The organism is Actinomycetospora sp. NBC_00405, assembly GCF_036044095.1.
Lineage (GTDB): Bacteria > Actinomycetota > Actinomycetes > Mycobacteriales > Pseudonocardiaceae > Actinomycetospora > Actinomycetospora callitridis.
Map to the genome: position 1 here is coordinate 1,548,888 of NZ_CP107938.1, position 12,473 is coordinate 1,561,360.

The 12,473-nt window shown below is 74.1% G+C and carries 10 protein-coding genes; 4 read left to right on the forward strand and 6 right to left on the reverse strand.

Annotated features, from left to right (window positions below; genetic code table 11):
• Positions 1 to 2: 2 nt before the first annotated feature.
• Positions 3 to 1,118 carry an AI-2E family transporter gene (locus OG774_RS07650; RefSeq protein ID WP_328308201.1) on the reverse strand — a complete coding sequence of 372 codons (1,116 nt, stop codon included), beginning with the start codon at positions 1,116 to 1,118 and terminating at the stop codon, positions 3 to 5.
• A gap of 225 nt (positions 1,119 to 1,343) precedes the next feature.
• On the opposite strand from OG774_RS07650, the gene OG774_RS07655 reads away from it, so the two are divergent.
• Both OG774_RS07655 and OG774_RS07660 read left to right on the forward strand, forming a co-directional pair.
• A complete protein-coding gene (locus tag OG774_RS07655; RefSeq protein ID WP_328308203.1) occupies positions 1,344 to 2,243 on the forward strand; it encodes a hypothetical protein in 900 nt (299 codons plus the stop codon).
• A 407-nt stretch (positions 2,244 to 2,650) separates the two neighbouring features.
• Positions 2,651 to 2,950, forward strand: a complete 300-nt coding sequence (locus OG774_RS07660) for a hypothetical protein (protein WP_328308205.1) — start codon at positions 2,651 to 2,653, stop codon at positions 2,948 to 2,950.
• A gap of 81 nt (positions 2,951 to 3,031) precedes the next feature.
• Here OG774_RS07660 and OG774_RS07665 read toward each other — a convergent pair whose 3' ends face one another.
• Positions 3,032 to 3,508, reverse strand: coding sequence for a DUF7144 family membrane protein (locus OG774_RS07665; RefSeq protein WP_328308207.1), 477 nt, complete (start codon positions 3,506 to 3,508; stop codon positions 3,032 to 3,034).
• 292 nt (positions 3,509 to 3,800) lie between these two features.
• Between OG774_RS07665 and OG774_RS07670 the strand changes: the two genes are divergently transcribed.
• Both OG774_RS07670 and OG774_RS07675 read left to right on the forward strand, forming a co-directional pair.
• Entirely contained in the window at positions 3,801 to 6,104 is a 2,304-nt protein-coding gene (locus OG774_RS07670; protein WP_328308209.1) for an arylsulfatase, read from the forward strand.
• Positions 6,101 to 6,364, forward strand: a complete 264-nt coding sequence (locus OG774_RS07675) for a hypothetical protein (RefSeq protein WP_328308211.1) — start codon at positions 6,101 to 6,103, stop codon at positions 6,362 to 6,364. Before OG774_RS07670 ends, OG774_RS07675 begins: the two co-directional genes overlap by 4 nt.
• Positions 6,365 to 6,380: 16 nt before the next feature.
• Here the strand turns inward: OG774_RS07675 and OG774_RS07680 are convergent, their stop codons facing one another.
• The 4 genes from OG774_RS07680 to OG774_RS07695 form a co-directional block, all read right to left on the reverse strand.
• On the reverse strand, positions 6,381 to 8,864 hold the full coding sequence (locus OG774_RS07680; protein WP_328308213.1) for a LuxR C-terminal-related transcriptional regulator: 2,484 nt from the start codon (positions 8,862 to 8,864) through the stop codon (positions 6,381 to 6,383).
• Between the two features lie 48 nt (positions 8,865 to 8,912).
• The gene (locus OG774_RS07685) at positions 8,913 to 9,251 is read right to left on the reverse strand and encodes an SHOCT domain-containing protein (protein WP_328308215.1); all 339 of its coding nucleotides are present in this window, start codon (positions 9,249 to 9,251) and stop codon (positions 8,913 to 8,915) included.
• A gap of 34 nt (positions 9,252 to 9,285) precedes the next feature.
• Entirely contained in the window at positions 9,286 to 9,726 is a 441-nt protein-coding gene (locus tag OG774_RS07690) for a DUF6325 family protein (protein WP_328308217.1), read from the reverse strand.
• Between the two features lie 78 nt (positions 9,727 to 9,804).
• Positions 9,805 to 12,468: a helix-turn-helix transcriptional regulator gene (locus tag OG774_RS07695; protein ID WP_328308219.1), complete on the reverse strand. Its 2,664-nt coding sequence runs from the start codon at positions 12,466 to 12,468 to the stop codon at positions 9,805 to 9,807.
• Positions 12,469 to 12,473 lie beyond the last annotated feature (5 nt).

The window sequence follows — 12,473 nt, forward strand, 5'->3', positions numbered from 1 at the left end:
CGTCACGGGGTGACCTTCTCCGGAGGAGGCACGACCGCGCCGTCGACCTCGTCGGCGATCTCGTCGGCCTCGTCCTCCTCCGGGTCTCCCGGGTCGGACCGGAGCAGGGCGTCGGCCCACCTCGCGCCCGGGTCGATGTCGACGAGCAGGGCCTTGGCCAGCAGGGTCAGCGGGACCGCCAGCAGCGCCCCGAGCCCACCCAGCACCCACGCCCAGAACAGCAGCGTCACGAACGTGACGGTGGCCGACAGACCCACCGAATCCCCGATGAAGCGGGGCTGGATGAACGACTGGATGATCACGTTGAGCAGGCAGTAGACGACGATGACGGTGATGAACAACGACCAGCCGCCGGTGAGCAGCGCGAGGATCGCGGGCGGGATCAGCCCGAAGATGAAGCCGATGTTCGGGATGTAGTTGGTGATGAACGCCAGCACGCCCCAGAGGATCGCGAGCGGCACGCCCATGATCTCGAGGGCGATGACGTCGAGCACCGCGACGATCCCGCCGAACACGGTGGTGACGAAGAGGTAGCTCCGGGTGCCGCGGGCAAAGGTGTCGAGGGCGCCGACGATGTGCGGGCGGTCCCCGGCGATGCTCTCGAGCCGCTTGTCGAAGGTGGCGGCGTCGGCGATGAAGAACAGCAGGAGCGCGAGGACGAGCACGATCACGCTGGCCAGGCCCGACACCCCGGCGAGGGCGTCGCCCACGAGGCCGGCGACGGAATTGAGGCTGATGCCCTGCGTCGCGGCCTGGATCTGCGCCGGTCCGACCCCGAACCCGGCGAGTGTCTGCCTGAGCCCGTCGAGCATCGCGTCGAACTGGGCACTGTACTGGGGCAGTACGGTCGCGAGCTGGCCGACCGAGACCACCAGCACCGCGGCCAGGGCCAGCAGGCCCGCGTAGACGACGACGATCAGCGTCACCGTGGCCGCCCAGACGGGCCACCCCCGCCGGCGGGCCCACCGTTGCACCGGGTGCGCCGCGATCACGATCATCAACGCGAGGAGCAACGGCCCGATCAGCCAGGCGGCGGCCTGCATCCCGGCCACCGCGATCACGGCGGCCGCGATGCCCAGCAACAGGGTCAGCCCGCGCGGGAAACCCCCGGGCGACACGGGCGCGGACTCCCGCTTCGGGCGGTGCCGACCGTTCGACGGCGGCGTGGGAGCGGGTTCGAGTGGGTCCGCCGAGGGCCCCACGCCTTCCAGCGGTGTGGTCATGCCCTCAGTGTGGGCAGGTGGCGCGCCCTCACATCACCTTCAACAGATGATTCCGCCCCACCGGGGTTTCATCTGTTACGGGTGACGCCGAGCGCGGCGCCGGGGGCCACGCTGTCCGCGGTGCCCGAGGCAGGGGACGACAGCCCGGACGGGGGGCGCGTGCACACCGGAGTCGGCGGGACCCGCCGGAGGGTCGGCGTCGTGGTCGCGCGCCACGAGGGCGCGCTGGTCCTGCGCGTGTGGCGGCGCATGATGGCGATCAACGGGTACGACCGGGCGCTGGCGCTGGCGGCGCAGGCCTTCGCCGGGTTGATCCCGGTGCTGGTCGCGGTGTCCGCGCTGTCCCCGCGCCCGATCCGCACCTCGGTGGGGCCTGAGGTGATCGCCGCCCTGGGGCTGACCGGCGACGCGGCCACCGCGCTGACGGCGCTGGTCACGCGCCCACCGACGGTCCAGCCGCTGACCATCATCGGCGGTGCTCTGCTCGTGCTGTCGGTCCTGGGCTTCACCCGGGCCCTGCAGCGCACCTACGTCTCGGCGTGGGAGCTCCCGCCGGGCGGACTCCGTGGCCTCGGGCGCGGGTTCCTGGCCGCCGCGGCGCTCATCCTCGTGTTCGCGGCGCTCGTGGTGGTCGGACCGCTGCTCGCCGTCCTCGACGGCCACGTCGTGGTCGCGCTGATCGCCAACGCGGTCGTGGCCACGCTGCTGTGGTGGCCGGTCCTCCGGATCCTGGTCGGCGGCCGGGTCGGGTGGCGGGCGTTGCTGCCGGGTGCCGCACTCAACGGGTGCGGCCAGGCCGTGGTGTTCGGCCTCTCCGCGACCTACCTGCCGCCGGCCATCTCCGGCGCGGCGGCCGAGTACGGGCTGATCGGCGTGGCCGTCCCCGTGATCTCGTGGCTCGTCGTCCTCGGCTGGCTGCTGGTCCTGTCCGCCGTCCTCGGCGCCGAGCTGGTCCGGGGTGGTCCAGAGGGCGAGGGGACGGGCCACCAACGGGACGCCGACGTGAGAGCGACGTCGTGACTCCTCTTCCGTGGGATCCCCATCGGTTCCGGAGAATGGTCGGGGCGACGAGGCCGACCGGCCTCCGTGCGGATCCGAGCAGCGTCAGAACGCGCTACGACGTGCCCGATGGAGCCGAACGAACGCCCATTCCCTCGAATGGTGTGCCCCTCGTGAGTGGATTGGCGACGTACGACTCCGAGGCATAGGCTGACGTCGAGCTCACGCCCGGACCCCGCGTCGCACTCGCACCGAAGAGCGGACAGTCCCGGGGACCGATCATGGCGCAAGGTGTTCACAAACGATTCGGGTCGCAGGCCGATGAGCCGGCGCCTCCTCCGCACGACACGCCGATCGCCGGCGTGGTGGTCGAATACTCCGGTGACCGGCCGTCAGTGGCCGTGGCGGGTCAGGTGGACCGCGCGAAGGTGACCGAGGTGTCGGGCATCGTGCGAGGACTGGTCGCCGTGGGCGTCCGGGTCCTGACCGTCGACCTCACCGACTCGTGGGACAGCGCCGCCCTGCTCCCGGTGCTCGCGCGCGCCCGCGCCGAGCTCACCGACGACGGCGGTTCCCTGCACGTGGTCGGCGTGGCCCTGCCCGAGTTCCTCGCCGCTCTGTCCGTCGCCCCGCTCGACGAGGTCTTCCTGGTCTACGACACGGTGCGCAGCGAGATCTCCCCCGGGGCGCGGCAGTCGAGCTCGGTCCGGCGCCGCACGGACTGGTGAGACCACCGGTCGGTGCGGCGGGACCGGACGCGCTCACCCCCGGCCGCCGGAGCAGCCAGGGGTGAGTCGGAGTGACCGTGATCAGGCCTGCCGGCCGCGCCGGTCGGTCGCCAGCGCGTAGATGACGGCGACGTCGACGGCGATGATGATGATCGACCACATCGGGTAGGCGGCGATGAACACGAGGTTGGCCAGCGCGCTCAGGCCCGCCAGCACGATCCCGGTGAACCGACCCCACGGCTTCCCCGCCAGCACCGCGAACCCGGCGGCGAGGATGAGGATGCCGAGCAGCAGGTGCACCCATCCCCAGCCGGCGAACGACAGCGAGAGCACCAGTCCCTCGGCGCCCACGAGGAAGTAGGTGGGGCTGAAGAGCGCCACGAGGCCCTCGACGATCTGGAAGGCCCCCAGCAGGATCATCATGATCCCGGCGAAGGAGACCCACCCGCTGAAGTCGTCGGTGTCGTGCCCGTAGTGAGCCGGCTCCCTCAGGTACGCGGCCTGTGCCCCGAAGGTGGGGGTCCGGTCCTCCTTCTGCACTCCGTCCACGTCGGTCATGTCGTACTCCTCATCGGCTTCGGCCCCGGGGGCCGGCTCCGTCGTGCTCCCGTCGGGTGGCGGGGGCGAGGAGGCCACTGTCGTGCCGCGGGGGCCCGCGCGCGTCACCCACGGAAGATGACTCGGCGTGCGCGAACCCGCTCATCCTCACCGGGGGATGCCGGACCTCCTCCCTCCCGGTGTCCTGGAGGCCGGTCGGGACGGCCGGACGACATGAGGGAGAGCGGACATGACGGATGGGTCGGCAACGCGTCGCGGGGTTCTACCGATCCCCGACCGCCCGCACCTCGGGATGATCACCTACGACGCGAAGGACCCGGACACCGCGTTCCCGCCCATCGAGCCGCTGCTCCCCCCGGCCGGCGCCCCGAACGTGCTGGTCGTCCTGCTCGACGACGTGGGCTTCGGCGCGGGGAGCCCCTTCGGAGGCCCCGTGCGCATGCCGACCGCGGAGCGTCTGCAGCGCGGCGGCCTGACCTACAACCGCTTCCACACCACGGCGCTCTGCGCCCCGACACGGGCGGCGCTGCTCAGCGGGCGCAACCACCACTCCGTCGGCATGGGGATGATCACCGAGACCGCGACCTCCGCGCCCGGGTCGAGCGGACTGCGCCCGAACACGAAAGCGGCGGTGCCCACGACGCTGAAGCTCAACGGCTACTCGACCGCGCAGTTCGGCAAGTGCCACGAGGTGCCGCCGTGGCAGACGTCGCCGATCGGCCCGTTCGACGCCTGGCCCACCGGCGGTGGTGGCTTCGAGTACTTCTACGGCTTCATCGGCGGGGAGAACAACCAGTACTACCCCGCGCTCTACGAGGGCACGACGCCGATCGAGCCGGAGAGGTCCCCGGAGGAGGGCTACCACCTCACCGAGGACCTGGCCGACCACGCCATCGACTGGGTGCGCGCCCAGAAGGCGCTGGCGCCGGACAAGCCGTTCTTCATGTACTTCGCCCCCGGAGCCACGCATGCGCCCCACCAGGTGCCGCCCGAGTGGGCGGACCGGTACGCCGGAGAGTTCTCCGACGGCTGGGACGCCGAACGGGAACGGATTCTGGAGCGCCAGAAGCAGAACGGCGTGGTGCCCGCGGAGGCCGCGCTCACCCCGCGGCCGGAGCAGATTCCGGCGTGGGACGCGATGGACCCCGCGCTCAAGCCGGTGCTGGAGCGCCAGATGGAGGTCTACGCCGGCTTCCTCGAGCACACCGACCACCATGTCGGCCGGCTCGTCGACACGCTCGAGAGCATGGGGGCGCTGGAGAACACGCTCGTCTACTACATCCTGGGCGACAACGGGGCGTCCGCCGAGGGCACCGTCAACGGCGCCTTCAACGAGATGGCGAACTTCAACGGCCTCGCCGCGATCGAGACGCCGGAGTTCATGGCGTCGATGAAGGACAAGCTCGGGACGAAGGACGCCTACAACCACTACGCGGTCGGGTGGGCGTGGGCCATGTGCTCGCCCTACCAGTGGACCAAGCAGGTCGCGTCGCACTGGGGCGGAACGCGCAACGGGACGATCGTGCACTGGCCGGCCGGGATCCGGAGCCGGGGCGGGACGCGGTCACAGTTCTGCCACGTCATCGACGTCGCACCCACCGTGCTCGAGGCCGCCGGGATCCCGGAGCCCGACTTCGTCAACGGTGCGCAGCAGGCACCGATCGAGGGCACGAGCATGGTCTACAGCTTCGACGACGCCGACGCCCCCGAGCGCCACGACCTCCAGTACTTCGAGATGGCCGGCAACCGCGGCCTCTACTACAAGGGCTGGAGCGCGGTCACCCGGCACAGCACCCCGTGGCTGCCGAACCAGGTGCTGCCGCCGCTCGACGAGGACGTCTGGGAGCTCTACGACGGCGCGACCGACTGGACCCAGTCGCACGACCTCGCCGCCGAGATGCCCGAGAAGCTCGCGGCGCTGCAGCGCCTGTGGTTGATCGAGGCGGTGAAGTACAACGTCCTCCCCATCGACGACCGCCGCTTCGAGCGCCTCAACCCGACCATCGCCGGACGCCCGCAGCTCGTCACGGGCCCCACCCAGGTGCTGTTCCCCGGGATGCGGCGCCTGAGCGAGCACAGCGTGCTCGACGTCAAGAACCGGTCGTTCGCCGTCACCGCGGCGATCGAGACGCCCGAGAAGGACGCGACGAACGGCGTGGTCCTGGCGCAGGGCGGGCGGTTCGGCGGCTGGGCGCTCTACGTCGTCGACGGCCGCGCCAAGTTCACCTACAACCTCCTCGGGATGACGGAGTTCGTCACCGAGGCGGACGAGGACCTCCCGTCGGGTAGCCACCAGCTCCGCGTCGAGTTCGCCTACGACGGCGGCGGCCTCGCGAAGGGCGGCGACGTCACGCTCTACTACGACGGTCGCCCCGTGGGCCGCGGGCGCGTGGACCAGACCCAGCCGATGGTGTTCTCCGCGGACGAGACCACCGACATCGGGGACGACTACGGGATGCCGGTCAGTGTCGATTACGCCGGGGCGGCCCGCTTCAACGGACGCATCGACGTCGTGCAGATCGACCTCGGCGAGGACGACCACACCCACCTCATCGACCCGGCCGAGGTCGCGCGGATCGCGACGTCCCGGCAGTGACCGCCCCGCCCGCGGCGCCTGACCCCGCCACCCCTGACACCGTCGCCACCACCGGCTGGCACGTCGACATCCCGCTGGTCGGTCCGGTCGGGTGGCCCCCGACCGGCAACCTCGCCTTCCTCGCCGCCATCGGCGGCCTGGCCGCGCTCGAGGTCGTGGCGTGGCCGGTGGCGGCCGCCCTGGCGGTCGGCCACGTCCTCGCCCAGGCCCACGACCATCCGGCGCTGCGCGCGGTCGGCGAGGGCCTCGAGAACGCCTGAGCCGTACCGCACCGGGTCAGAGGAGTCCCCGGGCCTGGGCCGTCTGCACCGCCGATCGCCTGCTCTGCACCCCGAGCTTGGTGTAGATCGTCTGCACGTGGGTCTTGACGGTGCTGCGCGACACGCTCAGTGCCGCGGCGATGTCGTCCGACGACATCAGGGACGGGAGCAGCTCGAGCACGGCGAGCTCACGGTCGGTCAGACGCGCGTTCGCGAGGGGTTCGCCCGCGGTGACGTGGGCGGCGCGAACCCGGGCGACGAAGGCCTCGACCCCGTCCTGGTGCTCCGCCAGCAGCGCACCCATCTCCTCGCCCGCCTGGACGAAGGGCCGGACCAGATCGAGCGGTCCCGCCGTGGCCAGCGCGGCCCGGAGGCAGCGGCGGGCGGCCGCCACGTCGCCCGCCCGGGCGTCCACCGTCGCCTGCACCAGCTGCGCCTCGACGACGACGTGGGGCAGGAGAGGCACCTGGGTGCCGGCCACCACCCCGGCGACGCGGGCCGAGGCGGCGGCGCCGCGGTCCCGGTCGAGCTCGGTCCACGCGGCGAGGAGGGCGACCTCGGCCGACGTGTCGTCCCGCGCGGCGAGGCCGCTCGCCCCGTCCACGGCGCCCGCCGGGTGCCCGAGCCGCAGGGCCACCCGGCGCTCGAGGAGGGCGGCGAGCGCCTCGAGGCGCGTCGGGAGCGGGTGTCCGGCGAGCTCGCTGCGCGCACGCCGGATCTCCGCCAGCCCGTCCGCGGGCTCGCCCGCGTCCGCCCGCGCCGCCCCGTCCAGCACCCGCAGGGCGAACCGCAGGGTCGGCGGCACGGTCTCGTCCGGGCGGCTCAGCGCGGCCTCCGTCGCGGACCGGGCGGTCTCCGGATCGGCCTGCTGGAGCGCGGCGTAGGCGTGCAGGACGTGGGCGAGGGTCACCCACGCCGACGGTTCCCACGGTGACCGGGGAGCCGGCGCCGCGGCGTCCTCCCCCAGCGCCTCGCCGCTGCGTGTCCGCGCCGCGACGTGGTCGCCCTGCACCGCGGCGACGTAGGCGAGCAGCGTCCGGCACTGCACGGCGGCGAAGTCGAAGCCGTGGCGGTCGGCGATCGCCAGCGCCTCCTCCAGCACGTCGCGGGCGCCGTCCAGGTCACTTGTCTGGAGCTCGCCGAGCCCCCGGCCGAGCGCGTCCAGCACGGCGAGGACCGGGGCGTCGGGCGAACCGGCCGTGAGCACGTGCGCGACGGCCGCACCCAGCGCCCGGAGGTCCTCGGCGTCGAGGACGAGGGCGGCGCCCAGGGCGGTGGCCGCGGTCGTCGGCGTGCCTCCCGGCGGGCCGTCGCCCGGCGTCGACGCCAGGGCCCGGCGCAGCGGCGCGTGGTTCCCGGTCAGGGCGAGGCGCAGCGCGAAGCGGTCCAGCAGCTCCGCGAGCAGGGCGGGGTCGTCCCCGCGGCCGGCGTGCCCCAGGGCGGCGACGGGGACGTCCCGGCAGGCCCACCACCGCGCGGCCCGGCCGTGCAGCGCCGCGGCCACGACGGGGCGGCGGCGGTGGAGCTCGGCGTCCAGGTAGGTCCGGAGCAGCTCCAGGATGCGGTACTCGTGCTGGTCCCCGGCGAGCTCCTCCACGAGGGACGTCTCGCGCTCGAGCCGCTCGAGGACCTCGACCGCGTCCTCCCGTTCCGTGAGCTCCACGGCCAGCGCCCCGGGGAGCGGGTCCGTGATGCTCGCGACGGTCAGGAACTCGCGGGTGGGGGCCGGCAGCGTGTCGAGCACCTCGCCCACGAGGTAGTCGGCGACCGAGCGGTCGTCGCCCGAGAACGCCGCCAGGAAGGCCTCCGGCGACTCCGCGGTCCGCATCGCCTGTACCGCGAGCCGGAGGCCGGCGGCCCACCCGCCCGTGCGCCGCTGCAACCGCCGGGTCTCGTCGATGGACAGAGTCAGGCCGGCGCGCTCCGTGAGGACGGCGGTCTCGGCGGGTGAGAAGGCGAGGCGATCCGCGCGCAGCTCCCACAACCGGCCCTCGAGCCGCAGGCGCGGGAGCGACAGCGGGGGGTCGAACCGACTCGACAGCAGGAGCCGCAGACCCCGGGGGCGGTACAGGACGAGCGACCGCAGCTCGCTCATCGCCGCCGCGTCATCGACCGCGTGGATGTCGTCGAGGACGAGGGTGATCGGCGGATCCGGGACGTCGAGCGCGTCGCAGAACCGGGCGAGGAAGTCCCGATCGTCGGCTCCCCGCGGCGGCGCGAGATCGCGGACCTCGGCGCGGGCTTCCGCGTCCCGGACCAGTGCCGCCAGGATCGCCGACCAGAGCAGGTGGGCGTCGTCGTGACGGTCCAGCGACACCCAGGCGGTCGGGGCGTGCCCGGCGGCCCACCCGGCCAGCGCGAGGGTCTTCCCGTACCCGGCGGGCGCGCTCACGAGCCCGACGCCCGCCGCGCCCGGCGCGTCGAAGCCCGCGAAGAGCTCCGGGCGGGCCACGACGTCGGTCGGCACGCCCGGCACGGCCGTCTTGCCCCGCGGGATCACGCCGCTCGCTCCCCTCGTCCGCTGGGGACGAGGCTAGAGGCCGGGCGGTCAGCCGCCCAGGATGCGGCGCTTCTGGGTCTCGAACTCCGCCTCGCTGAGCACACCCTGGGCCTTGAGGTCGCCGAGGTCCTTGAGCTGCGCGAGCACCTGGTCGTAGCCGCCACCGGCGGGCGCCGCCGGCGGGGCCTGCTGCGGTGGAGCCTGCTGCTGCGGGGGGTACTGCTGCTGGTAGTCCTGCTGCTGGTACTCCTGCGGGGGGTACTGCTGCTGCGGGTACTCCTGCGCCGCCCACCGACCCGCCTGGCGCCGCGAGACGCGGTTGGAGACGGCGGTCGCGGTGCCCGCGACCATCGCGGTGCGGGCGAGGCCGCGGAGAAGACCGGGCATGGTGAGGGTCCTTTCGCTGGTGGGGTGGGGGCGGTCAGGCGACGTACTCGGTCGCGTCCAGGGCGCCGAGGAGCGCGTCGACCGTGATGCGACCCCCCGCGACGACCTCGGCCCCGCTGCGGCGCAGGGCACCGACCAGCGGTGCGGCCCACGAGTTCTCGTAGACCACGAGGACGGCGACCCGCCCCTCCGCGAGGACCTGGCCTGCCTCGACGATGTCGTCCTGGTCGACCAGTCCCGACCACGCGCCCTCGAACACCGTGAGGTCGAGGCCCTCCTCCGCATCGATCTCGGCGATCGTCAGGGTGCTGACCACGCCGCCGGTCTTGCGGACGAAGACGAGGTCGAGGACGCGGATGATCCCCCGATCGACCAGGTCGACCAGCAGCGGCAGGCTCTCGCCGGTCATCCGGTCCCCGTCGAACTCCATCATGATGAAGTCGATCGGGCCCATCTCGCTTCCGTCGTCGGTCATCGTGGTCCTCCCGGAGGCCGTGGGGCCTGCTGTGTGCGTGGTACCGAGGACGATCCACGGGATGCCTGCCGCGCAGCATCACCCGGACCGGAGGAGGTCGGTGCGGCCCGGAACCTCGATCTCGGCGAGCAGGCCCGCGTCGTAGGCCGCGACGACGGCGGCGCGCCGGTCGTTCACCCCGAGCTTGCTGTAGATCGCCCCGACCTGGGTCTTGATCGTGTTCGGTGAGACGCGCAGGTCCTCGGCGATCTCGGTGGTGGTCGACAACGAGGGCAGCAGCCGCAGGATGGTCGACTCCCGGTCGCTGAGGGCGGACGCGCCGGCCGACCGGCCCCGGACACCGGCGGCCAGCGCCCTGCGGGCGAACCCGTCGGCGGCGCCGAAGCTGCCGACCTGGTGCGCCAGGAGCTCCCGCACCGTCCCGGAGGCGTGCGTGAACGGGCGCACCAGCTCGAGCGGAGCGGCACCGTCGAGGGCGTCGATCAGGAGGCGACGGGCGCGGGCACGGTCCTGCGCCAGCTCCGCCTCACCGGCGGCGAGGAGCAGCGCCTCGACGGCCGCCTCGGGGAGCAGGGTCGGCACGGCACCGTCGAGCACCGGACGGAGCCCACGCTCCGAGGACACGGTCCCCCGCTCCGCGACGACCTCGCGGGCGGCCATGAGGGCCACCTCGGCGGTCGGGCCGAGGCGCGCGGCGAGCCATCGCCGAACCGCCCGGGCGTGCGCGGGGCGCTCCAGCACGACCGCGGTCTCGTGCTCGAGGATCGCCGCCATGGCGGCCTGCGGGGCCGCCAGCTCCCGGTCGGCGAACGCCGTACGCGCCCCCTGCATCTCCTCGAGGCCGAGGGCGAACCGTCCCTCGTCCACGTCGGCAGCGCCGTGGACGACGTGCATGAGCAGCGTCTCGGCCGGGTGCAGGCCGTGGCCGGCCCGGGCGAGGAGATCGGCCGCGTGGTGGCGGGCCTCGTCCGGCCGTCCGCGCAGGAGCGAGCCGTAGGCCAGCGAGGACAGGGCGGAGACCGACCAGACCGAGCCGTCCCGTCCGCAGGGGTCGCTCGCCGCGAGAGCGGCGGTGGCCGCCGCCGTCGCCGCCATCGCCCTCCTGCCGTGCCGGACCATCCCGGACGCGTCGCCGTCCAGGACGGCCGCCGTCGCGAGCAGGGCGGCGCACTGCTGGGCGAGACGGTGGTGTCCGAGCTCGGCGGCCCGCGCGGACGCCACCTCCAGCGTGGCGACCGCGCCGCGGCCGTCCCGGAGGACGAAGAGCCGGTTCGCGCCGTCGAGCGCCTCGGCCAGCGCACCCTTCGCGGCGGCACGGGCGCGTCGTGCCCGCTCGTCGCCGGGTGTCCGTCCTCCCGACGGGTCCGCGGGCTCGGAGGTGGCCGCCGCGAGGTCGGCGACGGCGCGGAGCGCCCGGAGCTCGGCCGCGTCCTCCGTCGGGGAGCCGCGCAGTGCCACCGCATCCGCCTCCCCCACGCCGCCGTCCAGGGCCGGCAGCACGAGGCGCAGCCCCGGGTCGGCGTCCACGGCGGCGGGCGTCAGCGCCGCCCAGGCACGGCGCAGCGGCTCGCGGTCACCGGTGAGGACGAGCGGGACGGCCCAGCCGCGGACCAGCCGGGCCAGGAGCGCGTCGTCGTCGGCCGCCCGGGCGTGCTCGAGGGCCTCCACGGGGAGATCGTTCGCCGCGGACCACTCGCCTGCCCGGGCGTGGAGCCGGGCCCGGTGGGCCGGCCGCCGGTCGAGCTCGCCGTGGAGCCACGCGCGCAGCAGCCTCGGCATCGCGTGGTGGCCGTCCCGGGGGTCCACGGTGACGAGCGAGGTCTCGCGCTCGAGCCGCTCGAGGGTCGGGAGGGCGTCGTCGCGGCCGCTGAGCTCGGCGGCGAGCGACGGCGCGACGCTCGTCGCCACGCTGAGGTCCTGGAGGAACGTCCGGTCGTCGTCGGGGAGCCCGCCCAGGACCTCGTCGCGCAGGTAGGCCGCGGTCGCGCGCTCGCCCCGCGGGAACGCGGCGAGGAGGCCGGTCACCTCGACGGACCGTCGGGCAGCGGCCGCGACGAGGCCGAGCCCGGCGGCCCACCCGCCGGTCAGGACGTGCGCCCTCTCCACCTGGCTCGACGACATCCGGGCCCCGCCCCGTGACAGGAGCGACCCCGCCTCCGGGACGGAGAAGTGCAGCCGCTCGCCGGGCAGATCGACGACGCCACCCTCCAGACGCAGGCGGGCCAGGGACACCGGCGGGAGGGTCCGTCCGGACAGGACCAGCCGGAGGCGGCCCGGCCGGTAGCGGATCATCGTTCCCAGCTCGTCGAGCACCGCGGGGTCGGTGAGCTCCTGGACGTCGTCGAGGACCAGCCGGACCTCCTCCGGGAGCGTGTCGAGCACCGACAGCAGACGTCCGGTGTTCAGGGGGTCGGGGTCGTCCGGTGAGGAATCGACGAGGGCGCCGGCGAGGTCGGGCACGCACGCCGCGACGGCGTGGGCCACCGCGGCGGGGAGGCGGCCGGGCCGGTCGTCGGTCGGATCGAGGGAGACCCACGCCGTCGCGACGGGCGACGTCCGTGCCCAGTCGGCGAGGAGCAGTGTCTTGCCGGCGCCGGCATGGCCGCGCAGCGTGGTCACCGGCGCCACCGTGGCCGCGGCCTCCACCAGGGCGCTCAGGTGGTCCCGGGGGACGAACCCGGTCGGCAGCGCCGGCGGAGCGACCTTCGCCGCGGGGACGCGCCGACCGGCGACGCAGACCATGCCGA

What these genes read in the sequence shown, in the direction of transcription:
- OG774_RS07665 (WP_328308207.1), bottom strand. Translation starts at nt 3,508, where the DNA reads ATGACCGACGTGGACGGAGTGCAGAAGGAGGACCGGACCCCCACCTTC.
- OG774_RS07670 (WP_328308209.1), top strand. Translation starts at nt 3,801, where the DNA reads ATGATCACCTACGACGCGAAGGACCCGGACACCGCGTTCCCGCCCATC.
- OG774_RS07695 (WP_328308219.1), bottom strand. Translation starts at nt 12,468, where the DNA reads ATGGTCTGCGTCGCCGGTCGGCGCGTCCCCGCGGCGAAGGTCGCTCCG.
- OG774_RS07690 (WP_328308217.1), bottom strand. Translation starts at nt 9,726, where the DNA reads ATGACCGACGACGGAAGCGAGATGGGCCCGATCGACTTCATCATGATG.
- OG774_RS07685 (WP_328308215.1), bottom strand. Translation starts at nt 9,251, where the DNA reads ATGCCCGGTCTTCTCCGCGGCCTCGCCCGCACCGCGATGGTCGCGGGC.